Genomic DNA, 25027 nt, shown 5'->3' on the forward strand with positions numbered 1-25027 from the left:
CACGTAGAGGGCCGGGACGACCGCAGAGGGGTGGGTCGACCTCAGTTGATGATGGCGGCGGCGTCCGGGGGGAGAGTCAGGAGCGTGGGGGTGCGCGTGGGGGTGCGCGATGTGGGGAGGGTTGTGAGGAGGATCTCGGACGCGGCGGGGACGGGGAACGAGGCGGGGGTGGGGGAGAGGTTCACGAGCACCGACACTCCTCCGCGATCGATGCGGTAGACGCGGTGCTCGGGGCGGCCGTCCGTCTCTCGGACCTCGACCGCCGCGTGCGCGGAGTCCGGGTCGGTGAGCTCCGGTCGCGCTCGCCGCAGTCGCGCCAGGTCGCGGTACAGCGCCAGCAGCCGGGCGTGCACCGGCGCCTCGGCCTCCGCCCAGTCGAGGCGCGAGCGGTGGAAGGTGGCGGGGTCCTGGGGGTCGGGGACCGCATCCGGATCCCAGCCCATGCGGGCGAACTCCGCCGTGCGCCCCTCCGCGACCGCGCGGCCGAGTTCGGGCTCGGGGTGGGAGGTGAAGAACTGCCACGGTGTCGTCGCGCCCCACTCCTCGCCCATGAAGAGCATCGGGGTGCCCGGGGCCGTCAGGGTGAGCACGGCGGCCACCGCGAGCCGGTCGGGGGACAGAGCGGCGGAGAGCCGGTCCCCGGCGGCGCGGTTCCCGATCTGGTCGTGGTCCTGCGCGAAGGTCACCAGCCGCCAGCTCGGCACCTCGGCCGGGATCGGGGACCCGTGCGGACGGTCGCGGAAGGACGAGAAGGTGCCGTCGTGGAAGAAGCCGCCCTCCGTCACCTTGGTCACCGCGTCGGCTGAGGCGAAGTCGGCGTAGTACCCGGCGGTCTCCCCGGTGAGCGCGACGTGCGCGGCGTGGTGCCAGTCGTCCGACCACTGCGCCGTGAGTCCGTAGCCCCCGGCTTCCCGCGGCAGGATGAGCGTCGGATCGTTGAGGTCCGACTCCGCGATGAGGGTCAGCGGCCGATTCTGCTGCGCGGAGAGGGCGTCCACGCGTTCGGAGAGCTCGCGCAGCAGGTGCACGGGCCGCCGGTCGTGCAGGGCGTGCACGGCGTCGAGCCGCAGTCCATCGACGTGGAAGTCGCGCAGCCACATCAGGGCGTTGTCGAGGATGTACTCGCGCACCGCGTCCTCGTCGAGGTTCACCGAGTCGCCCCAGGTGTTGCTCTCGCCCTCGCGCAGGTACGGACCGAAGAGGGGGAGGTAGTTCCCGCTCGGACCGAGGTGGTTGTAGACCACGTCCTGCACGACGGCGAGCCCGTGTGCGTGGGCGGCGTCGACGAACCGCTGGTAGGCCGCCGGACCGCCGTACTCCTCCTGCACCGCGTACCAGAGCACGCCGTCGTATCCCCAGTTCCAGCGCCCGTTGAAGGCGTTGACCGGGAGCAGCTCGACGTGGGTGACGCCGAGGTCGACGAGGTGCGCCAGGCGGCCGATCGCCGCGTCGAGCGTGCCCTCCGGCGTGAAGGTGCCGAGGTGCAGTTCGTAGATCAGCCCGCCCGCGAGCTGCCGTCCGGTCCAGGAGGCGTCGGTCCAGGCGAAGGCCGCGGGGTCGAAAGCCGCCGAGGCCCCGTGCACGCCGTCCGGCTGACGACGCGACCGAGGGTCCGGGCGGAGGTCGTCGCCGTCGTCCAGCAGGAAGCCATAGCGCTCCCCGTCCGCGAGGACCAGATCGGTGGTCCAGTGCCCCTCGGCCCCCGCCGTGAGTGCGCGCTCCTCCACGGTCGCGCCCGCGGCGTCGAGGCGCCGTACCCGCACACGGGTCGCCCGCGGCGCCCACACCGAGATCATCGGGCCAGCTCGATCAGCGCGACCGGATACGTATCGAGCAGTTCCGCCAGCCGCACCGGTCCGGGCGGGATCCGCCGACCGGTGAGGAGATCCGTCCCCGGCAGCTCCGGGCGCATCAGGACGGTGTCGCCCCAGCCCCCGCGGCGCGCCAGCGCGACCGGCAGCCGCGTGGCCACGGCGGTCGCGCCGCCGCGATGCACGGCGACGGCGTGGTCCGCGGCCGCACCCTCGACGACGGCCGGCCGGTAGAAGCGGAACAGCTCCGGATTGTCTCGCCGCAGCCGCAGGGCCCGCGAGGTCACCAGCAGCTTCGCGGCACCGGAGTCGTCGATCGGCGGGAGCACACCGCGGGCGTGGTCCGCGTCGAGCTCCCGCAGCATCCGGGCGCGCAGAGCGAAGTCGACGGGTCGACGGTTGTCGGGGTCGACGAGCGAGAGGTCCCACAGCTCGGTGCCCTGGTAGACGTCCGGCACGCCGGGACCGGTGAGCTGCAGCAGTTTGGCGGAGAGGGAGTTGGAACGGCCCGCATCGACGATCTCCGCCACGAAACGGTCGAGGATCGGCGCGGCGTCGCCCTCGACGGACCGGGCGATCGCGGCCAGGCCCTCCTCGAAGGTCGCGTCCGGATGCTGCCAGGTGGTCCGCTCGGCGGCCTCGCGGGCGGCCTTCGTGGCATAGGCGAGGAGCCGGTCGGAGGGGAGCGGCCAGGCTCCGACGGCGGCCTGCCAGATCAGCGCGTCGAGAGGACCGTGTCCGGTGGTCGCGACGGCGCGCAGCTCCGCCAGCACCTCGCCCCACCGCTCCGGGATCTCCGAGAGCACCGACAGGCGTGCCCGTACGTCCTCCGAGCGCTTCGTGTCGTGCGTGGAGAGGGTCGTCATCGAGTGCGGCCAGGCCGCCAGTCGTGCCCGCTGCGCGTCGTGGAACTCCTCGACCGACAGGGCGGGGATCGACGGATCGGCGCCGACCTCGGTCAGCGTTCCGAGGCGCGTGAACCGGTAGAACGCGGTGTCCTCAACGCCCTTCGCCATCACGGCGCCGCTCACCTGGGGGAACCGCTGCGCGACCTCGAGGGCGGGGTCGACCAGGAGCGGTTCGAGCGCGCTGAAAGCGGCGGAGAGATCCGGGCGCCGCCGCCGAGCGTCCGCGAAGGCGGCGCGCAGGTGCTCGCGGCCCTCCGGGAGATAGGAGCGGTACACGGGGAAGCAGGCGAGGAGTTCGGCCAGGGCGTCGTCCGCGTGCACGATCCCGTGGGGAAGCGTGCGGACGAGTCGGCGCACCTCGGCGGCCAGGAGCGTGTCGGCGATCATCCGCTTCGTGTCGTGGATGAGGTCGTGCCAGGGGAGCGCGTCCGGGAGGCCGGTCTCCGCACGGAGCCGGGCGTCCAGCCGGTCCAGCGCCGCCACGCCCTCCGCGTCGACGAACAGACGGTCGAGCTCGGCCAGCGCGTCGTATCCGGTCGTGCCGTCGGTCCGCCACCAGGCCGGCAGGGCCTCGCCGGGCTCCAGGATCTTCTCCACGAGCGTGTACGCGCGTCCGGTCGCGTCGGCGAGCTGCTCCAGGTACGCGCCGGGGTCGACGAGGCCGTCCGGGTGGTCCACCCGTAGACCGTCCGCGAGTCCGGTCCGGAGCCAGCGAAGGATCTCCCGGTGCGACTCGGCGAAGACGTCGGGGCGCTCGACCCGGATGCCGGCGAGCTCGGAGACCGCGAAGAACCGGCGGTAGGTGAGATCGGTGTTCTGGTCCTGCCAGAACCGCAGCTCGTAGTTCTGGGCGGCCAGGAGTGCCGGGAGGTCGTCGGCCAGCGCCGCGGTGCCGGGGGCGAGCGGGAGTTCGTGCTCGAAGTAGCGCAGCACGCCGTCCGGTGCATCGGCGGCCGGTGTCGTGTCGACGACCAGCTCGCCCTTCGCGACGACCTCCTCCGGGGTCCCGCCCAGCAGCGGGAGCAGGAGGCGTCCGCCGCCCGCCGCCCAGTCGATGTCGAACGCCGCGGCGCGGCGGGTCTCCCGCCCGAGCCGCAGCACCTCCCACCACCATGGATTCTGCCGCGGCACCGCGACGCCCACATGGTTGGGCACGATGTCGGCGAGGATGCCGAGGCCGGCCGTGCGCGCCGCCGAGGCGAAGCGCACGAGGCCCTCCTCGCCCCCGCGGTCGGGGTCGACGCGCCCGTGGTCGACCACGTCGTAGCCGTGGTTCGAACCGCGGGTCGCCGCCAGCAGCGGCGACAGATAAGCCCACGACGCCCCCAGCTCGGCGAGGTAGCCGACCACATCGGCCGCCGCTTCGAGGGGGAAGCTGCCGCTGATCTGAAGGCGATAGGTCGACAGCGGCCTGTCGGTCACGAGGCGGCCTGCTCGCTCTGCGCGCGGAGCGAGGCGTCGACGGAGTCGTCGGTGTCGACCGGCTCGCCGTCGATCTCCTGCAGCACGAGCATGGCCTTGCCCTCGAGCGGCACGGTGTCGCGCGCCCGGAGGTTCCGGTCGCCCAGCTCGCCGGCGGTGTCCACCGCGACGAGCCATTCCGCACCGTGGCGATCGTCCGGTAGGGCGAGGTCGACGGGCTCGTCGCCGCTGTTGAAGTAGACGAGGAAGTTCACGTCCTCCACGGGTCGCCCTCGCCGGTCGTTCTCGCGGATCCCGCGGCCGTTCAGGAACATGCCGACAGAGCGGCCGAAGCCCGAGTCCCAGTCCTCCGGCGTCATGCGCGCTCCGTCCGGGCGCAGCCACACCACGTCGGGGATGCGCTCGCCGTCCTCATCCGCCACCGGGCGTCCGTCGAAGAAGCGGCTGCGGCGGAAGGTCGGATGCTCGTGCCGGAGCCGTGCCACCGCCGCGGTGAACTCCACGAGCGGCAGGTCGGCGGCCTCCCAGTCGATCCAGGTGAGCTCGTTGTCCTGTGCGTAGCCGTTGTTGTTGCCGTGCTGCGTGCGGCCGAGCTCGTCGCCGTGGGAGATCATCGGCACGCCCTGCGAGAGCAGCAGCGTCGCGAGGAAGTTCCGCTGCTGGCGTGCGCGGCGGCGATTGATGTCGATGTCGTCGGTCGGCCCCTCCGCGCCCATGTTGTCGGAGCGGTTGTGGGATTCGCCGTCGTTGTTGTCCTCGCCGTTGTCCTCGTTGTGCTTCTCGTTGTAGGAGACGAGGTCGCGCAGCGTGAAGCCGTCGTGCGCGGTGACGAAGTTGATGGAGGCGACGGGTCGTCGGCCGGAGTGCTCGTACAGGTCGGCGGAGCCGGTGAGGCGCGAGGCGAACTCGCCGAGGGCCTGCGGCTCGCCGCGCCAGAAGTCGCGGACGGTGTCGCGGTACTTGCCGTTCCACTCCGTCCACTGCGGCGGGAAGTTGCCCACCTGATAGCCCCCGGGGCCGATGTCCCACGGCTCGGCGATGAGCTTCACCTGCGAGACGATCGGATCCTGCTGCACGAGCTCGAAGAACGCGGCGAGGCGGTCGACGTCGTAGAACTCGCGGGCGAGGGTCGCCGCGAGGTCGAAGCGGAAGCCGTCGACGTGCATCTCGGTCACCCAGTAGCGCAGCGAGTCCATGAGCAGCTGCAGGGCGTGCGGGTTGCCCGCGTTCAGGCTGTTGCCCGTGCCGGTGTAGTCCGTGTAGTAGCGCTTGTCCTCTTCGAGCCGGTAGTACGCCTCGTTGTCGATCCCGCGCATCGAGAGAGTCGGACCGAGGTGGTTGCCCTCCGCGGTGTGGTTGTAGACGACGTCGAGGATGACCTCGATGCCGGCCTCGTGGAGCGCGCGCACCATGGCGCGGAACTCCTGCACCTGCTGGCCGTCCTGGCCGCCGGCGGCGTACGCGTTGTGGGGGGCGAAGAACCCGAGGGTGTTGTAGCCCCAGTAGTTCGACAGGCCCTTGTCCTGCAGCACCGAGTCGTTGACGAACTGGTGCACGGGCATCAGCTCCAGCGCGGTCACGCCGAGGCGCTGGAGGTGCTCGATGACCGCCGGGTGCGCGATGCCGGCGTAGGTCCCGCGCAGCTCCTCCGGCACCTCGGGATGCCGCTGGGTGAGCCCCTTCACATGGGCCTCGTAGATCACCGTCTCGGCGTACGGCGTCTTCAGCGGCCGGTCGCCGCCCCACTCGAAGAACGGGCTGACGACGACGCCCTTCGCCATCGCGGCCGCGGAGTCGTCGTCGTTGCGGGAGTCGGGGTCGCCGAAGTCGTAGCCGAACAGGGACTGTCCCCAGTCGATCTCGCCGGCGACGGCCTTCGCGTACGGGTCGAGGAGCAGCTTGTTCGGGTTGAACCGCTGCCCCTGGGCCGGGTCGTAGGGACCGTGCACCCGGTAGCCGTAGCGCTGTCCCGGCTGCACCGTGGGCAGGTAGCCGTGCCAGACGAACGCGTCGACCTCGGTGAGCGGCACCCGTGTCTCCGTGCCGTCCGCGTCGAAGAGGCAGAGCTCTACGCGCTCCGCGCCCTCGCTGAAGAGGGCGAAATTGGTGCCCTGACCGTCGAAGGTGGCCCCCAGCGGGTACGCGGACCCGGGCCAGACCTCGCGGCTCATCCGGCGAGGGCGTGGTCGCGCGAACCCGCGGCCATGGCACTGACGATGCTGACGGCATGGTCGTAGTCGTACACCTGAGCGATCTCCACAGCCCGAGGATACGGGTGTCCGAGGTAGCAGACATAGAGCGGCGGCACGACCTCGATGTACCCGACGGGAGCGTCGTGCGCGACGACGTACCGGTCGAAGTCTATCCGCTCGCAGGCCGGCTCGGTCGCGGCGGGGTGGGCCGCGTCGGCGCGCTGCGAGGAGCCAGTGCTGGTGGGGATGTGGACGTTCATGGCGCCTCCTGACTCGTGATGGGACCACGATAGGAACCGGGAACGGATTCGAGAACGGTATTGCCATCCGGGCCTCGACCGGCTACGCACCCCCGACGGCAGGATCACTCCCCGCGCCGTCGCACGTACTCCGTCACCACGACGCCCGATCCGTAGGGGGTCGTCTCCCCAGCCTCGAACCGTTCCGGACGATAGGGGCGGTCCCCGAAGAGCGGGATGCCGGATCCGAAGAGCAGCGGCTGCCGTTTCAGGATGAGCCGGTCGATCTCGTCGGCCAGCGTCGCCGCGAGAGCCCCGCCGCCGCACAGCCAGATCGCGCCGCCCTCCTCACGCTTGAGCCGTCGCACGACCTGCACCGGGTCCTCTGCCGTCACCTCGAGGTTCTCGGCCTCGGCGGTGCGGGTGCGGCTGAAGACGATCTGACGCAGATGCCTGTACGGGCTCGCGAGCCCGCCCACCTCGTAGGTGTTGCTGCCCATCAGCACGGTGTCGAACACGTCGTTGCGCTGCGGGATGCCGAGGGCTTCGGCGGCCACGGTCGGCAGGGTGTCGGCGAAGCGGGCGTTGATGCCGTCCATGTGGTCGCCCTCGACGAGGAAGGCGTCGAACTCTCCGTTCGGACCGGCGATGAACCCGTCCAGGGTCACCGCGGCGTAGTACACGAGCTCACGCATGGTTCTCCAATCACTACATCTGTTGCGGTTGAGAGTACAACAGTCGTAGTGATTGCGCTAGGGTGGCGGCATGGCGAGGAACGAGCCGCGACGACGGCAGATCGCGGATGCGGGGCTGGCGGTGCTCGCCCGCGAGGGATCCCGGGGGCTCACACACCGCGCGGTCGACGCCGAGGCGGAGGTCCCCGCGGGCACGACGTCGAACTACTTCCGCAGCAGGGAGGCGCTGATCGAGGGACTCGTCGACCGCATCGGGGAACGCCTGGCTCCGTCGCCTGCGGACCTGGAGCGGAGGGCGGAGATCACGCCCAGCCGGGAGCTGTTCGCCGACTACCTCCGGGACATCGTGCGCCGCCTCACCGTCGATCGCGATGTGACCCTCGCCCTGTTCGCCTTGCGGCTCGAGAGCGCTCGTCGTCCGGAGCTCGCCGCCGTGCTCGGGGCCTGGCAACGCGCCGGCTTCGAGGCGGACGTGGCCTTCAACGTCGCGGCGGGCCTCCCGGGAGGACGCCGCGAGATCGCCCTGTTCCACTACGCGATCGATGGTCTGCTGCTCGACCGGCTCACCACCCCGATCGACCCGGAGACCTCGACTGACGACGTGATCGACGATCTCGTGGCCGGGCTGCTGCCCTGACCGCCGCCGCCCGCTGTTCCCCCGGGTCGATCCTGCTCGTACACTGAGGGCACGCTCCCGGCGCCAGGAACGGAGAACGCGTGTCTGCGACGTGGCACGATCCGCGGGAGGCGTCGCCGACGGCGTCTCGCCTCCTCGTCGAGCGTGCGCACGAGGAGCTCATCGCCGGCAATCTCGACGATCACCGTCTCCGCGAGGTGCGTCCGCTCGTGCGCGAGTCGTGGGAGCGGTCGTGGCGTCGTCGCGTCGGCCCGGAGGGGCTGCCGCCGCTCGATCTGCACGAGGACGAGCTCGACGCCTATCGCCTGGCCCATCCGCTCGCCTCCGCGATGGAGATGATCCGCGCGCTGCTGCTTCCCGGTGACTCCGAGGACTCGGGGGTCGTGATCGCCGTCGGGGACCAGGCCGGGCGCCTGCTGTGGATCGAGGGCGACGCGCAGCTGCGGTCCCTCACCGAGGGCATGGGGTTCGTCGCCGGCGCGAACTGGGCGGAGGACGCCGTGGGCACGAGCGCCCCCGGTACCGCTCTCGCCCTGGAGCGGTCGGTGCAGATCCGCGGGGCCGAGCACTACAACCGGCTGGTGCACCCGTGGTCGTGCAGCGCCGCTCCCGTGCGCGACCCGGAGACGCAGCGGGTCTCGGGCGTGATCGACATCACCGGGGGGCCGGAGGTGGTGACCCCGCAGGCGCGGCTGCTCGTCGACGCGACGGCGCGAGCGGTCGAATCCGAGCTCCTCGTGGCGCGACTGCAGCGGAGGGCGGAGCCTCCGGCCCGTCGATCGCCGAACAGGACGACACCGGACGCCCTCGCACGCGCACGACTGCACGTGCTCGGACGCGACCGCGCCCGGCTGGAGACCACGTCGGCGCATGAGGAGGCGGTCACCGAGCTCAGCGCCCGGCATGCCGCCATCCTCCTGATGCTGGCTGTGCACCGTCAGGGCCTCTCCGCCGACCGGCTCGCCGAGCTCGTCTACGGTCCCGGCGTCTCTCCGGACACGCTGCGGCCGGAGATGGTGCGCCTGCGGAAGGTGCTGGAGCGGGCGGCCCCCGACCTCGTGCCGGAGTCCCGCCCCTATCGTCTTCCGGTGCCGCTGGAGACCGACGCCCACGACGTGCTGTCCCTGCTCGACCGCGGGGCTCACCGGGTCGCTCTGACGGCGTATCGGGGTCCGGTGCTGCCGGAGTCGGCCTCGCCCGGCGTCGAGGAGTTCCGTGACTCGGTCCGTGCGGCGCTGCGGGAGGTCATGCTGTCGGGGGCGAGTCTGGACGTGCTGCTCGCCTACGCCGACACCCCCGAGGGGAGCGAGGACGCGGAGGTGCTGCGGCTCGCGTTGGAGATGCTTCCGGCGCGCTCGCCGCGTCGTGCCGGCCTCGTGACCCGGATCGAGCGCCTCACCTGATTCGAATCGCCCGATTGGTCCCATTCCGGCCGCGGATGCAGCACAGTGCGCGATTCGAACGGGGGTGCAACCGGCTGCAACGTTGCGCACCGGGAGTGCAACGGGGAGCGGCCTAGCGTCGAGGGAACACCGCGGCACCGATGCCGCGGCGCCCCGTCGAAGGAGACCCCCATGACCATCGTCGAAGAAGACGTGTCCCTCGCCTACGCGGCGCCCGGGCAGCCCGGAGCCCTCGCGGACTATCGGCCCCGCTACGGCCACTACATCGGCGGCGAGTTCGTCGAACCCGCCAAGGGCCAGTACTTCGAGAACATCAGTCCCGTCAACGGCAAGCCGTTCACCGAGGTCGGGCGCGGGACGGTCGAGGACATCGACCGCGCCGTCGACGTCGCCTGGAAGGCCTTCGCCGCCTGGGGCAAGACGAGCCCCGCGGAACGTTCCGTGATCCTGAACCGCATCGCCGACCGGATGGAGCAGCACCTGGAGGAGATCGCGGTCGCCGAGACGTGGGAGAACGGCAAGCCCGTGCGGGAGACCCTCGCCGCCGACATCCCGCTCGCGATCGACCACTTCCGCTACTTCGCCGGGGTGCTCCGCGCGCAGGAGGGCGGCATCAGCCAGCTCGACGAGAACACCGTCGCGTACCACTTCCACGAACCGCTCGGCGTCGTCGGCCAGATCATCCCCTGGAACTTCCCGATCCTCATGGCCGTGTGGAAGCTGGCGCCGGCGCTCGCCGCGGGCAACTGCATCGTCATCAAACCCGCGGAGCAGACGCCCGCGTCGATCCTGTTCCTGTTCGACATCATCGGCGACCTGCTGCCGGCCGGAGTCGTCAACATCGTGAACGGCTTCGGCATCGAGGCCGGCGCCCCGCTCGCCCAGCACAAGCGCATCCGCAAGGTCGCCTTCACCGGGGAGACCACGACCGGCCGACTCATCATGCAGTACGCCTCGCAGAACCTCATCCCCGTCACCCTGGAACTCGGCGGCAAGAGCCCGAACGTCTTCTTCGAGGACGTCGCCCGCTCCACGAGCGACCCGTTCTACGACAAGGCGCTCGAGGGCTTCACGATGTTCGCGCTCAACCAGGGTGAGGTCTGCACCTGCCCGTCGCGGGCGCTCATCCAGCGCTCGATCTACGACGGCTTCCTCGCCGACGGCCTGGAGCGCGTGAAGAAGGTCGTGCAGGGCAATCCGCTCGACCCCGCGACCATGATCGGCGCGCAGGCATCGAACGATCAGCTCGAGAAGATCCTCAGCTACATCGACATCGGGAAGCAGGGCGGGGCCCGGCTGCTCACGGGAGGCGAGCGCGCCGACCTGGGCGGCGACCTCAGCGAGGGCTTCTACGTGCAGCCGACCGTGTTCGAGGGGACGAACGACATGCGGATCTTCCAGGAGGAGATCTTCGGCCCCGTGCTCTCCGTGACGTCGTTCGATGACTTCGACGACGCGATCTCGATCGCGAACGACACCCTGTACGGCCTGGGCGCCGGGGTGTGGAGTCGCAGCGGCGACACGGCGTACCGCGCGGGCCGGGCGATCGAGGCGGGCCGTGTCTGGACGAACACCTACCACCAGTACCCGGCGCATGCCGCGTTCGGCGGGTACAAGCAGTCGGGGGTGGGCCGCGAGAATCACAAGATGATGCTCGACCACTACCAGCAGACGAAGAACCTCCTCGTCTCGTACGCGGAAGGCCCGATGGGCTTCTTCTGATCCGCCCGCGCCCGGGTGTCGGACGGCGCTCGCCGCGTTGTCCGGCACCCGGCACCCCGGAAGGAGTGGCTGTGGCCGACCCATCCCCGCCCGCCCGTGTCGCGGTGACCGAGCCCGCCGCCGCGCTCGTCCGCGAGCTCACCGCGCGGCACGGGCCGCTCATGTTCCACCAGTCCGGCGGCTGCTGCGACGGCTCCGCACCCATGTGCTATCCGGTGGGGATGTTCCTCACCGGGCCCGGCGACGTGCTCCTCGGCGCCCTCGACGTCGGCCTCGACGATCCCGTCGAGGTCTTCATGTCGGCCGCGCAGTTCGAGTACTGGAAGTTCACGCACCTGACGATCGATGTCGTGCCGGGACGCGGCGCCGGATTCAGCGTCGAAGGTCCCACGGGAATGCGGTTCCTCATCCGGTCGCGCATGCTCGACCCCGCAGAGCTGGCGGGCCTCGGCCTGGCTTGAGGGCCTTCGAATCGCCCGATTGGTCCCATTTCGGCCGGAGATGCAGCCAATCAGGCGATTCGAACGGGATACGCTGGCCCCGTGAACGCACCACACCGCCCCTCCGTCCTCTTCGTCTGCGTCCACAACGCGGGGCGCTCGCAGATGGCCGCCGGCTTCCTCCGGCACCTCGCCGGCGACCGCATCGAGGTGCGCTCCGCCGGGTCGATGCCCGCCGCGGAGATCAACCCCGTCGCAGTGGCGGCGATGGGGGAGGTCGGCATAGACATCACAGCCGAGCAGCCGAAGGTGCTCACGACCGAGGCCGTGCAGGCGTCGGACGTCGTGATCACGATGGGCTGCGGTGACGCGTGCCCGTTCTTCCCCGGCAAGCGCTACGAGGACTGGGTGCTCGACGACCCCGCCGGCCAGGGGATCGATGCCGTCCGGCCGATCCGCGACGACATCCGCGGCCGCATCGAGACCCTCGTGGCCGAGCTGCTCTGACCGGCGCTCAGCCCGCCCCGTCGAGCATCGCCTTCGCGGCACGTGTGCGGGTGCGCAGGGCCTCGGCGAGGGCCGCGACCGCGGGGAGCCGCAGCGACTCGGGCCGCGCGACCATGTAGTACGGCAGTTTCTCGGCGAAGACCTCGGGCAGCAGGCGCACCAGGTCCGGGTGCCGGTCGGCGGCGAAGCACGGGAGCAGGCCGATCCCGGCTCCCGCGCGGGTGGCCTCGACGTGCACGAAGACGTTGGTCGAGGTGAGGCCGTCCTGCATGCCGGGGACGAGGCGGCGCGGAAGGTCGAGCGCGTCCACCTGGAGCATCGAGTCGACGAAGTACACGAGTCTGTGCTGCTCCACCTCGGCGCGCGATGCCGGGGTGCCGGTGCGGACGAGGTAGTCCCGCGAGGCGTACATGCCGAGGGTGTACGTGCCGAGCTTCACGGCCTGCGCGCGGCGGGTCTGCGGCGCGCCCACGACCACCTCCAGGTCGAGCCCGGCGCGGTGCTCGGCGGCCCTCCGCGTGGCGGCGACGATCTCGACGGTCAGCCGCGGGTGCGCACGGCGCAGCTCTGCGATCGCGGGGGCGGCGATGTAGGCGCTGAAACCGTCGGTGGCGGACATGCGCACGACGCCGGCGATCGGATCGGGAGTCTCGCCGGGGGCGGAGTCGAGCTGGGAGAGCGCGGCCTCGATGCGTCCTCCGGTCTCGGCGGCGGTGCGCCCGAGGTCGGTGAGCTCCCACCCGGAGGCCGATTGCGCGACGACCCGTCCGCCGAGCGCGTCCTCCAGGGCGGCGATACGGCGCGCCACCGTCGTGTGGTCGAGACCGAGGTGGGCGGCGGCGCTCGTGTACCGGCCGGTACGGGCGACCGCGAGTAGTACGAGCAGATCGTCGGCACGTGGCCTCTTCGCCGCATCCATGCTGCAATTATGCACAGCAGCTGCGCGGCGCTGGGCATTGCTGCAAGTCGGTCCCCTGCCGACACTGGAACGGATGTGTCACCGTCGACACCGAAGGAGAGAAATGACCGCCCCCACCCGCGCCTCCGGTCACCCCGCCGCCGCCCCGTCCTCCTCGAAGCTCAAGCGCGTCGTCGCCGCCTCCATGGCCGGCACCGTCGTCGAGTGGTACGAGTTCTTCCTCTACGCGACCGCCGCCAGCCTCGTTTTCGGGACCTACTTCTTCCCGGCTACCGGATCGCCGCTCGACGGCATCATCGCCGCTTTCGTGACATATGCGGTCGGCTTCATCGCGCGGCCGCTCGGCGGCATCGTCTTCGGTCAGATCGGCGACCGCTTCGGCCGCAAGCCCACGCTGCAGGCCACGATCATCATCGTCGGTGCCGCGACCTTCCTCATGGGGTGCCTCCCTGGCTTCCAGAGCATCGGCTACTGGGCGCCCGCGATGCTCGTCGCGCTGCGCTTCATCCAGGGCTTCGCTGTCGGCGGCGAGTGGGGTGGCGCGGTCCTCCTGGTCGCGGAGCAGAGTCCCGACCGGTCGCGCGCGTTCTGGTCGAGCTGGCCCCAGGCCGCGGTTCCCGTCGGCAACCTGCTCGCCACGCTCGTGCTCCTCGTGAGCTCGTGGGCGATGAGCTCGGCGGCGTTCCTCGAGTGGGGCTGGCGCATCGCGTTCTGGCTCTCCGCGGTGATCGTGCTCGTCGGCTACTACATCCGCCGCAACGTCGAGGAGGCCCCGATCTTCCTCGAGGCGAAGGCGCAGGTCGAGGCCGAGAAGGCCACCTCCTACGGCGTCGTCGAGGTGCTCCGCCGGTATCCGGTCGGGATCGTGCAGGCGATGGGACTCCGTTTCGCCGAGAACATCGTCTACTACATCGTCGTCAGCTTCACGATCGTCTACCTGAAGACCGTCCACGAGTACGACACCAGTCAGCTGCTGCTCGCTCTGCTCATCGCGCACGTCGTGCACTTCGCGGTCATCCCGCAGGCGGGGCGGCTCGCCGACCGCTGGGGCCGCAAGCCCGTGTACCTGACCGGCGCGATCCTCAGCGCGACCTGGGCCTTCTTCGCCTTCCCGATGTTCGACACCCTGAACCCCGTGCTCATCGTCCTCGCCGTCACCATCGGCCTCTGCTTCCACGCGTTCATGTACGCGCCGCAGCCGGCGGTCATGGCCGAGCTGTTCCCGACGCGGATGCGGTACTCCGGCGTCTCGCTGGGGTCGCAGGTCACGGCGATCCTCGCCGGGTCGCTGGCGCCGATCCTGGCGATCCAGTGGCTCCGGGACTTCGGCTCTTGGCTGCCGATCGCTCTCTACATCGTGTTCGCCTGCATCGTCACGGCGATCGCGGTACTCTCGCTGCGGGAGACGAAGGGCGTTTCTCTGCAGGCCATCGACGACGCGGATGCCGCCCGCACGAACGCCCGCACCGCGGCTGTGAGTGCCGCATGACGGATCTGCGCGGACGTCGTGCTCTCGTCACCGGGGGAGCGAGCGGCATCGGTGCCGCCTGCGCGAGAGCCTTCGCGCAGGCGGGCGCCCGCGTGACGATCGCCGACATCGACGGTGACGCGGCCGAAGCCCTCGCCGACGAGATCGGCGGGGAGGCGTGGCAGATCGACCTCACCGACCGCGATGCACTGGCCGCACTCCGCCTCGACACCGACATCCTCGTCAACAACGCAGGCGTGCAGCACGTCAGCCCGATCGACGACTTCGACCCCGCCCAGTTCTCGCTCCTTCTGCAGTTGATGCTCGAGGCGCCGTTCCTGCTGACCCGCGCCGCACTCCCGGCGATGTATGAGCGCGGCTTCGGACGGATCATCAACATGTCGAGCGTCCACGGTCTTCGCGCCTCGCCGTTCAAGGCGGCCTACGTGGCGGCCAAGCACGGCCTGGAAGGGCTGTCGAAGGTGACGGCCCTGGAGGGCGCCGCGCACGGCGTCACGAGCAACTGCATCAATCCGGGCTACGTGCGGACCCCTCTCGTGGAGCGCCAGATCGCCGACCAGGCGCGGGTGCACGGCATCCCGGAGAGCGAGGTCCTGGAGAAGGTGCTCCTCACCGAAGCCGCGATCAAACGCCTCGTGGAGCCGGAGGAGGTCGCGGGCCTTGCCGTCTGGCTCGCCGCCGACGCCGCCGGGATGGTGACCGGCGCGAGCTACACGATGGACGGCGGCTGGTCCGCGCGGTGAGTCGTCACGCCGACGGAGAGGCCGCGGCGAGCACAGCACTCCGCAGCCAGGAGCGGTAGCGGTCCGGCGACCAGCCGGACTGCCCGACGAGCTGCTGGTGGCTCTCCGGTGAGAGCAGGAACGACAGCACGTCGGCGAGGGCGTCGCCGTCGTGGTCCGAGTCGACGATGCCCCGGCGCTGCAGTTCCGCCGCGAACCCCCGGTAGTCCGCCGCCCGGTTCGCGAGGATGCGCTGAAGGGCGGCGTCGACGACCGGATCGGAGAGCGCCGCGCCCAGGAGGACCGTCCAGAGGGCATGCCCCCGCTCGTTCGCGGCGGCGATCTGCGTGATGACCGCGTCGAGGAAGACGTCGTCCGGCAGAGTCGTCAACCCGGAGCCGGCCTCGGTGTCGGCGAGGGTCTCGGCGGCCTCCGAGCCGGAGAAGGTGACCTCGAAGGCGGCGATGAGCAACTCCGCCTTCGCCGCCGTGGTCTTCACCGTCTCCGCGGAGACCCCGGCTTCCTTGGCGATCGCGGAGATCGTCGTCGCCTGGTATCCCTGCGCGGCGAACAGGCGGGCGGCCGCCGCGACGATGCGCGCGCGGGTCTCCTCCGCCTGTCGGGTCCGCAGGGCGGAGCGGTACGGGCGTGCACTCGACGTCATTGACTTTCCTTTGAGGGTTATGAATACTTCAACGGTACAACCAACCCTATCGAGAGAGCCGCCATGTCCCGTTACCTCCTCACCTGCACCCCCGCCCACGGGCATGTGCTCCCGCTGCTGCAGGTCGCCAGGCACCTGGTCGCAGGGGGGCACGACGTCCTCTTCCTCACGAGCACCCGCTACGAGGAGCAGGTGACCGCGGCGGGCGCGCGGTTCCGTCCGCTGCCGGCGGAGGCCGACGTCGATCTCGACGACGCGAACGGCGCGTTCCCCGAGCGTGAAGGACTCACCGGGGTGGCCGCCCTCCGCTTCGACATGAGCACTCTCTTCATCCGCCCGGGCCGGGCTCAGCTCGAGGCCGTGCGCGTCGAGCTGGCGCGGAACCGCGTCGACGCCGTCCTCACCGAGCCGCTGTTCGTCGGTGCGGCGCTGCTGCAGCGGCTGCCGAAGGCCGAACGGCCCCCGGTCGTGGTCCTCGGCATCTTCCCGCTCGGCGCCCGCAGTGTCGACACGGCCCCGTTCGGGCTCGGAGTCACGCCGATGCGCGGGCTGTTCGGGCGGGTGCGCAACGCCTTCCTCCGTGCCGTGGCGGAGCGCGTGATCTTCGGCGGCGTGCAGAAGGAGGCCGACGCCATGGCGCGCGAGGCGGTCGGCCGCGATCTCGGCGGTTTCGTGCTCGACTGGGCGGGCCGCGCCGATGCGTACGTGCAGTTCTCCGTGCCCGCGTTCGAGTACCCGCGCTCCGACCTCCCGTCGTCCGTGCACTTCGCCGGACCCCTGCCCGCGGCGGCGTCGGCCGTGCCGCTGCCCGCATGGTGGTCCGACCTGGACGGCCGGCGGCCCGTGATCCATGTCAGTCAGGGCACCATCGCCAACGCCGACTTCGGTCAGCTCGTGCTTCCCACGATCGCCGGGCTCGCGGCAACGGACGCCCTCGTGGTCGTCTCCACCGGTGGACGTCCTGTCGACGCGCTCCCGGCGGAGCTCCCGGCCAACGTCCGGGTCGCCGAGTACCTGCCCTACGACCGGCTGCTGCCGGAGGTCGACGTGTTCGTCACGAACGGCGGTTTCGGCGGGGTGCAGCAGGCCCTTGCCGAGGGCGTCCCGCTGGTGGTCGCGGGGCAGACGGAGGACAAGGTCGAGGTCTCCGCCCGAGTCGGGTGGACCGGGGTGGGCATCAACCTGCGGACGAATGCGCCGAAGCCCGGGCAGGTGGCCGAAGCCGTGCGCCGGGTGCTGGCCGACCCGACGTTCCGGGACCGCGCACGGCACGTCGGAGAAGCGATGCGCGCTGCGGACGCCTGGCGGACGCTCGACGCGGTCCTGGCCGCGGACACCGCGAGCGGGGCCGCGGCCGACAGCTCGATGCACCGCTGAGCGCCGCGCGGGATAGTGCATTCCCGTGCATGGACGCAACCGGGTGCAACGTCCGCCGGTATACCATCCGGGTATCGCCACGCAGCGTCAGTCCCCAGCTGACCACGGGCGGGACGGTTCAACCGTCAATGCGGAGGGAACGTCGAATTCCTTTCGATCCCGAGGGGGGATGGGGTGGGCGTCGGTTCCCCAGAACGGCACCCACCCCCACATCGGTCTCCGGCCCGGCCTTTCTCTCGCGAGCGAGGAGTGCAGAGCCGCGCGTCCAGAGCATCTCGAGGGTGCCGCGCGAGAAGAAGGCGAGCCACGTCCGAGCGAAGGCGATGAGCACGACGGCCAGGATGACGAACAGGATCGTCGTCACCAGGGTGTTGTCGAGGGTGCGGGACGCCGGAGTCGGGTCGCCGATGTTCCTGGCGTCTGGCAGGTAAGATGTTACCTGCGCATTCCCCTATACAGAGCCAGGTGGAGCGCGGGAAGGGAGAGATGGCCCGATACTGGCCTGAGGCCGACCGAAAGCGCCCCCGTCTCGGAAAGGCCGGGCTCCTTGTCATCCTCCTGACGGTGCTCGCCGGGTGCGCGGCCGCCGATGACACGCCGTCGCCGTCGCCCTCGCCGTCCAGCGAAGACCCTGCCGCAATCGCCGACGATGGCCCGAAGGCGCCTGGTGATCGCGAGATCGTACCGCCGGAGGTCCGCACTCGAAACGGCGTCACGCGCGTGCGTTTCGATCTCGGCAACGTCGCCATCGGGGATCCGCCGCAGCCGGAGGAGTTCATGAGCCCGCTCCGCGGCACTCTCACTCTGCCCGCCCGATCGTCGTCCACCCGCGCGCGTCTGATCGTGATCGGCCATCTGCGTGCGGCGACCTGTGCCGATTCGAGCTTCCGCTACCCGTGCGGAGGCGCCGATTCCATCCGCTATGACGCCGGGATGGACTACCTCGCCGAGAAGCTCGCCGCCCAGGGTTACGCGGTCCTCGCGCCCGATCTTGCCCCCGTCTTCGTCGGGCAGCTCGCGCGAGGGGGATCGTACGATCAGACCCGGGCCTGGCGTCGTGTCGTGCTGGACCAGGTGGAGTCGCTGAGTCGTGCGGTTGACCAAAGCGAGGCCAGGAAGCGGCTCGTCGGATCGGATTCGGAGGCTGACGCCCGGGTCCGAGCGGTGGATACCTCGTCGATCCTCTGGATCGCCCATTCACGGTCGGGGATGATGATTCGCGCCGCCGCCGAGGAAGCCGCGAAGGCGGGAATCACCACGCGCGGCGCGCTGTATCTCGCGACGGCGCACGACGTCGGCAACAACGAAGGGGAGTCGCTCGATGACCCGCCCCTGGACGTCCCCAGCCTCGGGATCGTGGGCGGGCGAGATCGCGATGTCCCCAGCGATTCCGTCCAGTGGGCGGCCGCTCACTTCGGCGTCGATCGCCGCAGCCCGTTGGCCGTGGCGACGGTCGGCTCGTTCGGCCACACCCAGTTCAACGCGGCCCCGGAGCTCGCCGACGATCGGTTGGACTGCGGGAGCAAGCCGGCCAGCCCGTCCTGTCCCTCCGGAGAAGAGGCGCGCGCGCTGATGGTCACGACCGCGGTCGGGTGGGCGAAAGCCGTGGATGATGCCTCCTTCCCTTCGTTCATGACGGATGCGGCCACCGCCGTGCCGTCCGAATGGCTGGGATACCGAGCCGACTGGTTCGTGCATACCCTCGCACCACGACGGGTGCTCGTGGACGCCGCACAGGAACCGGCGGCCCGAGCGCTGAAGACCGAAGACGCGAGTGTTCAGCGATGTCGCATCGTCGATCTGATGGAGCCGGTGGCACCGGGAACAACTTCCTGCCCGGATGACAGTGATGTCGTGGCCCGCCCGGGTGGCCCCTATCTCCTCGCCGACTGGAAACCCGGAGGCACTCTCTCCGTATCCACGGGTCAGCCCTCGACAGCCGCCCGGACGGTTGTCCTGCATCTGATGCCGTTCCGGAAGAGTGATCCGGCGGGCGTGCAGCTCGACATCCGCGTCGCATCGAGCCGGGTGGCACTCGGCTCGGACACCCCGGGGCTTCGCATCCCGGGCGTCGGAGACGACGGCGCGAAGACGACCACCGTCCGCGTTCCCCTCCCCCCGGGCACCGCGGGTGCATCGGTAACGCTGGGATCGGACACAAGCGCGGGAGGGGTCTTGATCACCGGGATGGAGCTCGTGACCTCCCCGCCGGGAACGGGCTGAGGCTGCCCCGTCAGTTCCAGCGGCTGAGCATCCAGAAGACCGCGACTCCGATCACCACGAGGATCGGCACCCAGGCGCCCGTGCGCTTGAGGCGCCGACCCTGCGGCGCGACCCCCGGCGGTGGGGTGATCATCCCGACCGGCGGGGCGAACGGGAGAGCGTGCCCCCCGGGCGTCGCGGCGGCGGCGAGGCGGTCATCGCGCCACCGCGCCCACTGGTCGAGCTTGGTCAACAGCGCCCCCACCGTCCCGAACAGCCACGCCCAGGTCGCCGGGTCGAGCGTGGAGGCGCGGCGGGGCGTGTAGAGGAACAGCCAGTCGTCGACGATCTCCACGTCGAGCTGCGCGGCGTTGTCGATGAAGCGCGCCATGATGTCGGGCGAGAAGAGGTAGAGAGCGTCCTGCTCGTAGCCCTCCGGGCAGTACAGGGTGAAGTGCTGGTCGAAGTCACCCTCGAGGGAGAGACGCTGCGCCCGCCGGAACGAGGCCGGCAGGTTGGAGCCGAAGCCGTTGTTGCCCTTCGCGTCGAGCACGATGTTCGGCAGCGGCACATCCAGCTTCACCGCCACATAGCCCCACCGATACGTCGTCGAGTTCTTCCCGGACTGCACCGTGTACTGGTAGTTGCCGAACTCCACGAACCGCGGACTCGTGCCGCGGACCAGGTCGGTGGCCATGCGCGAGCGGCCGAGGTGGAAGATCATGCCGGGGAGCGGCGGATCGTCCACGCGCGGCTCGTACGTCATGCCGTTGGCCTGGGCAAACCGGTGCAGGCGGTACCGGGCGGTGCGCGCGTTGCGGACGCCCATCCAGATGAGCACGCCCACCCCCGCGGCCACCAGCAGGAGGAGCACGAGGGGGATCGCCGCCGACGCGGGAGAGCCGCTGCTCGCCGCCAGTGCCACCACCACGGAGGCGAGGATCGGGAGCAGCACGAGGCCGGCGATCGCCACCGCTACGATGCCGATGATCGACGACACCGTCATGCCTGTCGTCCGGCGGGACCGGAGCTCCGCCGCGAAGGCACGCACGGCCGCCGGGTCGACCGGATCGGTGAGCGGGCGTGCATCGAACGACGCCGATGCCTGCGGAGACGTCACCGGTTGACCTCGTCGGCGTCCCACGTGAGGTCGGCGCCCTCGCGCAGGGCCTTCGCCTCCAGCCGCTCGTCCGTGCAGATCGCGCGGATGAGGTCGGGCGAGCCCGCGACGATCGTGGAGTCGTAGTCGATCTCCGAAACCATCACCCAGGCGTGATCGGCGGGCCAGAGGAGGTTCGGACTCTGAGCGGCGGGCGGGAAGCCGTGCTCCTCGCCGATCCGGTCGCGCCACGGCACGCCGAGCACCCAGTCCGGATCCGCGAAGGCCTGGGCGCCTCCGGAGAACAGCACGTAGTCGCGCCCGGGGAGCTGCAGCCGGGGCCCTTCGGAGATCTCGCGCGAGAGGATGCCGTCCTGCCAGGTGGGCTTCCGGAAGACGTTGTTGAAGGGGTCGTGCGTGCTGCGGTCGAGCATCGCCTGATGGTGCGGGTCTTCGGTGAACGTGAGGAAGACACGGGACGGCCCGTCTCCGAAGAAGCCGACCAGACCGCCGAACCCCTCCCAGAGCGCGACGACCCCTTCGTGCGGCGTCGCGGTGTGGGCGGCGAGGTGTCCGGCCAGGACCGCCACGAGGTCGCTGTCGAGCGCGCCCTCCAGCGGCGCCGTGAACTCACGGCCGTCCGGAGCGATGCGGGTCCGCCAATCGGCGTCGACGGGAGTGCGCACGATCCGGTGCCACTGCGCCTCCGCGTGCATCGTCGTGCCGAAGGCGGCGGCGGTGTCCGCCCAGCTGACGCGTACCTCGGAATCCGCCGCCGTGGGACTCTCCCGCACCGTGGCGGGATGGAACACCCGGGCGTACGCGGGGAAGCCGCGGGGAACGACCGCGTGCATGCTGCCCAGACCGTCGTCGAGGGTCTGGCGCAACCATGCGCCGACGCCGGGGTCTGCGATCCATTCCATTGCACACACGCTACCGGGGGCATGCCCGGCCGGCTGCAAGGCACCGGCGCGGCACGCGCCGCACCGGTGCCGCGTCGCTCAGCGGGTGGCGAGGGCGATCAGGCCGAAGACCTCGCCCTGCGGCCCCTGTACGACGGTAGCGCGTCCGAAGGGGGTGTCCGACACGGGCACCCGCAGCTTCCCGCCCAGCTCCTCGGCACGTGCAGCGCTGGCGTCGACGTCCCCGGTGGCGAACCAGGTGAGCCAGTGGTCGGGCGCGCCGGCCGGCAGCTCGGCGTCGCGGAGGATGCCGCCGACCTCGGCACCGTCGCCCGCGCGGGTGAAGGTCGCGTAGACGAACCCCTCGCCGCCGACGTCGCGGTACTCGTAGCCGAAAACGGACGCATAGAAGGCGCGCGCCGCGACGTCGTCCCTCGCGTGGAGCTCGTTCCACACCAAGGTGCCCGGCTCGTTCACGCGGCCCGCGCCGATGTGGTCGCCCGCCTGCCACAGCCCGAGCGCGGCGCCACCCGGATCGGCGACGATCGCCATGCGTCCCGAGCTCATCACATCGAACGGCTCCGCGATCACCTGACCGCCGGCCGCGGAGACGGCACGGGCGGAGGCATCCACGTCGTCCGTGGCGAGGTACGTGGTCCACACGGAGGGCGTACCCGGGTCCTGCTTCGGGCCGATCCCGGCCACGGCGGCCCCGTCGAGGGTGGCGAGCAGGTAGCCGCCGGACTCCTCTCCGCCGGAGGAGTACTCCCATCCGAAGAGGGCGGCGTAGAAGGCCGTCGCGGCCGTCACGTCGTCCGCGCCCAGGTCGACCCAGGTGGGCGTCCCGGCCGGCCAGGGATCGGTGCGAATGGTCATGGGATCTCCTTCTCTCAGGCGCCGTCCGGATCGGGCGCACCGGAGAGACGCACGATCAGCCATCTCATTACGCGCGGTCGTCGGATCGGTGATCCCCCATAATCGAGGGGTGACTGCCACCGCCACCCTCCCCTCCCTCGACGGCCGACGCTTCCGCATGGTCTCGTCCACGACCTCCGCCGTCGACCCCGACGCCCCCAGCGTCTTCGAGTACTTCGAACGCGACGGCGCGATCTGGGGCGGCTACGAGGGCGACACGGTCACCTTCGGGAAGTTCGTCGGCACGCGCACCGGCGACACGATCTGGGTCTCGTTCGTCCATGTGCTCAAGGCCGACGGCGCTGTGGTCACCGGCGATGGCGAGAGCGAGCTGGAGCTGACCGCGGACGGCCGCATCCGCCTGGTGGAGCACTACGAGATGCACGGCCTCCCGCAGCTCAGCGTCGTCGAGGAGATCCCGGCCGCCTGACTCAGCGCGGCGGGAGCGCATCCCGGCCGGGGGAGGCCGGCGTCCACCGGGTCATCCCCAGCGGCACCTCGGTCTGCCGCTCGGGCAGGTCTCCGGGAAGCAGGTAGGGCCGCCGGATCACTTCGTCGAGCACGACGACGCTGACCACCGTCCGCACCTCGGGAAGCTGCGCGATGACCCCCGTCGAGAACTCGTGCACACCGCTCACGTCGACGGCGCGGATGAGCAGCATCGCATCGTGCTCGCCGGTCGTGATCGCGCACCACTCGACATCCGGCATCTCGATGATCCGCTCCCGGAACGAGGCCCAGGCCTGCGGCATCACCGTCACGAAGACGAGGGCCCCGATCGACAGCCCCGCCTTGGCCTGATCCACGCGGGCGCTGAATCCGGTGATGACGCCGTCGTGCACGAGCGACTCGACCCGCGTGTACGCACTGGCCCGGGAGATGCCGACCTTCTCGGCCAGCGCGGCGATCGAGACGCGACCGTTATCGCGCAGCACATCGAGGATTCTGTACGCCGTCTCATCCAAGGGGGCGGCACTTCGTCCAGATTGCTTCGACGGATCCGCGTCCTTGCTGGACATATTGCTCCTCACATCCGAGCTTCACGACAATGCGTGCCTGTGTGACGCGCACTTGCTGGACACATCGTCGCATATGATGCGAATCTGATCCCCGGTCGTCCACATCGGTGGCGGCCGCACCCGAATGTACTCCTCGCCCTTGGAGGCCCTGATGTCGTCACGCCGTATCACGCCGGTCATCGCGCTCGGAGCCGTCGCGCTCCTGGCGCTCGCAGGTTGCTCGGGAGGGAACTCCGCGAACAACTCCGAGTCGTCCCAGGGATCCGACTCCCTCGTCATCGACACCGCGTTCTCGATCGAGACGACCGACCCGGGTCACACGTACGACCCGACCGGCAACATGATCGCGAAGGCGCTGTACGAGACCCTCGTCGACTTCGAGGGATCCGACGTCTCCACTCCGGTCCCCGGCCTCGCGTCGTGGGAGCAGAACGACGAGGCGACCGAGTTCACCTTCACGCTCGAAGGCGACCGCGTGTTCTCCGACGGCTCGCCCATCGAGGCGAAGGACGTCGTGTTCTCGCTGCAGCGGATCCAGGGGATGGCGGACGCCAAGCCCAACTTCCTGCTCGGCGGCCTGACGATCGAGGAGGTCGACGACAAGACCATCCGCTTCACCTCGGAGACCCCGCTGCTGCAGCTCCCCGCGATCCTCGCGAACCCGGCGCTCGGCATCGTCAACGCCGACGTCGTCATGGAGAACGGCGGGAGCACCGACGGCTCGGACAGCGCCCAGGGCTTCCTCGACGGCGAGTCCGCCGGCTCCGGCCCGTTCGTGCTGGACACCCTCGACCTCAGCTCGCAGGTCGTGCTCACGCGCAACGACGAGTACAACGGCGACGAGGAGTCGGCCTACAGCCGCGTCGTCGTGCGCAACGTCTCGGAGAGCGCGACCCAGCTCGCCAACCTCAAGGGCGGCGACTCGATGGTCGCGATGGACCTCAACGGCGACCAGGTCGCCGGTCTCGGCGATGACATCAGCGTCGACTCGGTCCCGTCCGGCCAGACCATCTTCCTGCTGCTCAACCAGGGCGAGGCCGGCGGTGACCTCGCGAACGTGAAGATCGCGGAGGCCATCCGCTACGCGCTCGACTACGACGCGCTGCTCGAGCTCGCCGGTGCCGGCGCCGTCCAGGCGACCGGCGTCATCCCGCCCGGGTTCGAGGGCGCCCTCGACAGCGGCGTGAAACAGGACCTCGACAAGGCGAAGGCCGCGCTGGAGGAGGCCGGGTACACCGGTCAGACCCTCAAACTCCAGTTCCCGAACGACTACCCGGTCGGCGGCGTGGAGTTCACCCCGCTCGCGGAGCGCATCCAGGCGCAGCTCGAGGACGCTGGCATCGCCGTCGACCTGGCTCCGGCACCGTTCGCGACCGAGCTCGACGCGTACGTCAACGGCACCGAGGGCTTCGGCCTGTGGTTCTGGGGTCCGGACTACGCCGACTCCGCGAACTTCCTGCCCTTCGCCCCGGGTCTGAAGGTCGGTCTCCGCGCCGGCTGGGCGGCCGAGGCCAACCCGGAGATCGCGGGCATCGCCGCCGGTGCGGCCGCCGCGACCGACGCCGAGCAGCGCACCGAGGCCTTCACCGAGTTCGCCGAGGCCATGCAGGCCGAGGGCCCGTTCGTGCCGCTGATCGTCCCCGGTCGCAACATCTCCTCCGCCTCCAGCGTGTCCGGCGCCGTCTACAACTCCGTGTGGGAGATGGACATCGCCGAGATCCAGCCGGCCGGCTGAGCGGATCA

The 25027-nt window shown here is 70.6% G+C and carries 22 protein-coding genes; 11 read left to right on the plus strand and 11 right to left on the minus strand.

Features of this window, described 5'->3' with window-relative positions; all coding sequences use genetic code 11:
- Window positions 1-41: 41 nt before the first annotated feature.
- From treZ to BK819_RS14695, 5 genes are all read right to left on the minus strand, one after another.
- Window positions 42-1796, minus strand: coding sequence for a malto-oligosyltrehalose trehalohydrolase (gene treZ, locus BK819_RS14675; RefSeq protein WP_071329783.1), 1755 nt, complete (start codon window positions 1794-1796; stop codon window positions 42-44).
- Window positions 1793-4141, minus strand: a complete 2349-nt coding sequence (treY, locus tag BK819_RS14680; protein ID WP_071329784.1) for a malto-oligosyltrehalose synthase — start codon at window positions 4139-4141, stop codon at window positions 1793-1795. Before treY ends, treZ begins: the two co-directional genes overlap by 4 nt.
- Window positions 4138-6312 carry a glycogen debranching protein GlgX gene (gene glgX, locus BK819_RS14685; RefSeq protein WP_071329785.1) on the minus strand — a complete coding sequence of 725 codons (2175 nt, stop codon included), beginning with the start codon at window positions 6310-6312 and terminating at the stop codon, window positions 4138-4140. Before glgX ends, treY begins: the two co-directional genes overlap by 4 nt.
- Window positions 6309-6593: a hypothetical protein gene (locus BK819_RS14690; RefSeq protein WP_071329786.1), complete on the minus strand. Its 285-nt coding sequence runs from the start codon at window positions 6591-6593 to the stop codon at window positions 6309-6311. Before BK819_RS14690 ends, glgX begins: the two co-directional genes overlap by 4 nt.
- A gap of 104 nt (window positions 6594-6697) precedes the next feature.
- Window positions 6698-7267 carry a dihydrofolate reductase family protein gene (locus tag BK819_RS14695; protein WP_071329787.1) on the minus strand — a complete coding sequence of 190 codons (570 nt, stop codon included), beginning with the start codon at window positions 7265-7267 and terminating at the stop codon, window positions 6698-6700.
- A gap of 70 nt (window positions 7268-7337) precedes the next feature.
- Between BK819_RS14695 and BK819_RS14700 the strand changes: the two genes are divergently transcribed.
- From BK819_RS14700 to BK819_RS14720, 5 genes are all read left to right on the plus strand, one after another.
- Complete coding sequence (locus BK819_RS14700) at window positions 7338-7904, plus strand: TetR/AcrR family transcriptional regulator (protein WP_071329788.1); 567 nt, start codon at window positions 7338-7340, stop codon at window positions 7902-7904.
- A gap of 80 nt (window positions 7905-7984) precedes the next feature.
- Window positions 7985-9307, plus strand: coding sequence for a transcriptional regulator (locus BK819_RS14705; protein ID WP_071329789.1), 1323 nt, complete (start codon window positions 7985-7987; stop codon window positions 9305-9307).
- 171 nt (window positions 9308-9478) lie between these two features.
- Window positions 9479-11029, plus strand: a complete 1551-nt coding sequence (locus BK819_RS14710; RefSeq protein WP_071329790.1) for an aldehyde dehydrogenase family protein — start codon at window positions 9479-9481, stop codon at window positions 11027-11029.
- Window positions 11030-11100: 71 nt separating this feature from the next.
- Window positions 11101-11490, plus strand: coding sequence for a DUF779 domain-containing protein (locus tag BK819_RS14715; RefSeq protein ID WP_071329791.1), 390 nt, complete (start codon window positions 11101-11103; stop codon window positions 11488-11490).
- 81 nt (window positions 11491-11571) lie between these two features.
- Window positions 11572-11976, plus strand: coding sequence for an arsenate reductase ArsC (locus tag BK819_RS14720; protein ID WP_071329792.1), 405 nt, complete (start codon window positions 11572-11574; stop codon window positions 11974-11976).
- A 7-nt stretch (window positions 11977-11983) separates the two neighbouring features.
- On the opposite strand, the gene BK819_RS14725 is transcribed toward BK819_RS14720, so the two are convergent.
- Window positions 11984-12895 carry a LysR family transcriptional regulator gene (locus tag BK819_RS14725; RefSeq protein WP_071329793.1) on the minus strand — a complete coding sequence of 304 codons (912 nt, stop codon included), beginning with the start codon at window positions 12893-12895 and terminating at the stop codon, window positions 11984-11986.
- A gap of 103 nt (window positions 12896-12998) precedes the next feature.
- On the opposite strand from BK819_RS14725, the gene BK819_RS14730 reads away from it, so the two are divergent.
- Complete coding sequence (locus tag BK819_RS14730; protein WP_071329794.1) at window positions 12999-14384, plus strand: MFS transporter; 1386 nt, start codon at window positions 12999-13001, stop codon at window positions 14382-14384.
- Entirely contained in the window at window positions 14381-15127 is a 747-nt protein-coding gene (locus BK819_RS14735) for a 3-hydroxybutyrate dehydrogenase (protein WP_071329795.1), read from the plus strand. The genes BK819_RS14730 and BK819_RS14735 overlap by 4 nt, the downstream gene beginning before the upstream one ends.
- 4 nt (window positions 15128-15131) lie before the next feature.
- On the opposite strand, the gene BK819_RS14740 is transcribed toward BK819_RS14735, so the two are convergent.
- A complete protein-coding gene (locus BK819_RS14740; protein ID WP_071329796.1) occupies window positions 15132-15770 on the minus strand; it encodes a TetR/AcrR family transcriptional regulator in 639 nt (212 codons plus the stop codon).
- Between the two features lie 63 nt (window positions 15771-15833).
- Between BK819_RS14740 and BK819_RS14745 the strand changes: the two genes are divergently transcribed.
- Both BK819_RS14745 and BK819_RS14750 read left to right on the plus strand, forming a co-directional pair.
- Window positions 15834-17147 carry a glycosyltransferase gene (locus BK819_RS14745; protein ID WP_071329797.1) on the plus strand — a complete coding sequence of 438 codons (1314 nt, stop codon included), beginning with the start codon at window positions 15834-15836 and terminating at the stop codon, window positions 17145-17147.
- Window positions 17148-17867: 720 nt separating this feature from the next.
- Window positions 17868-19370 carry a hypothetical protein gene (locus BK819_RS14750; RefSeq protein ID WP_143049324.1) on the plus strand — a complete coding sequence of 501 codons (1503 nt, stop codon included), beginning with the start codon at window positions 17868-17870 and terminating at the stop codon, window positions 19368-19370.
- Window positions 19371-19380: 10 nt separating this feature from the next.
- Here BK819_RS14750 and BK819_RS14755 read toward each other — a convergent pair whose 3' ends face one another.
- From BK819_RS14755 to BK819_RS14765, 3 genes are all read right to left on the minus strand, one after another.
- Window positions 19381-20469, minus strand: coding sequence for a hypothetical protein (locus tag BK819_RS14755; RefSeq protein ID WP_071329799.1), 1089 nt, complete (start codon window positions 20467-20469; stop codon window positions 19381-19383).
- Window positions 20466-21371 carry a hypothetical protein gene (locus BK819_RS14760; protein ID WP_071329800.1) on the minus strand — a complete coding sequence of 302 codons (906 nt, stop codon included), beginning with the start codon at window positions 21369-21371 and terminating at the stop codon, window positions 20466-20468. The genes BK819_RS14755 and BK819_RS14760 overlap by 4 nt, the downstream gene beginning before the upstream one ends.
- Before the next feature lie 78 nt (window positions 21372-21449).
- Window positions 21450-22226, minus strand: a complete 777-nt coding sequence (locus BK819_RS14765; protein ID WP_071329801.1) for a VOC family protein — start codon at window positions 22224-22226, stop codon at window positions 21450-21452.
- 109 nt (window positions 22227-22335) lie between these two features.
- Here BK819_RS14765 and BK819_RS14770 point away from each other — a divergent pair, with 109 nt between their 5' ends.
- The gene (locus tag BK819_RS14770) at window positions 22336-22695 is read left to right on the plus strand and encodes a hypothetical protein (protein WP_256209484.1); all 360 of its coding nucleotides are present in this window, start codon (window positions 22336-22338) and stop codon (window positions 22693-22695) included.
- A gap of 1 nt (window position 22696) precedes the next feature.
- On the opposite strand, the gene BK819_RS14775 is transcribed toward BK819_RS14770, so the two are convergent.
- The gene (locus BK819_RS14775) at window positions 22697-23284 is read right to left on the minus strand and encodes an Lrp/AsnC family transcriptional regulator (protein WP_234024180.1); all 588 of its coding nucleotides are present in this window, start codon (window positions 23282-23284) and stop codon (window positions 22697-22699) included.
- Window positions 23285-23435: 151 nt separating this feature from the next.
- On the opposite strand from BK819_RS14775, the gene BK819_RS14780 reads away from it, so the two are divergent.
- The gene (locus BK819_RS14780; RefSeq protein ID WP_071329802.1) at window positions 23436-25019 is read left to right on the plus strand and encodes an ABC transporter substrate-binding protein; all 1584 of its coding nucleotides are present in this window, start codon (window positions 23436-23438) and stop codon (window positions 25017-25019) included.
- Window positions 25020-25027 lie beyond the last annotated feature (8 nt).

This window comes from Microbacterium sp. LCT-H2, assembly GCF_001866135.1.
Taxonomy (GTDB): Bacteria; Actinomycetota; Actinomycetes; order Actinomycetales; family Microbacteriaceae; genus Microbacterium.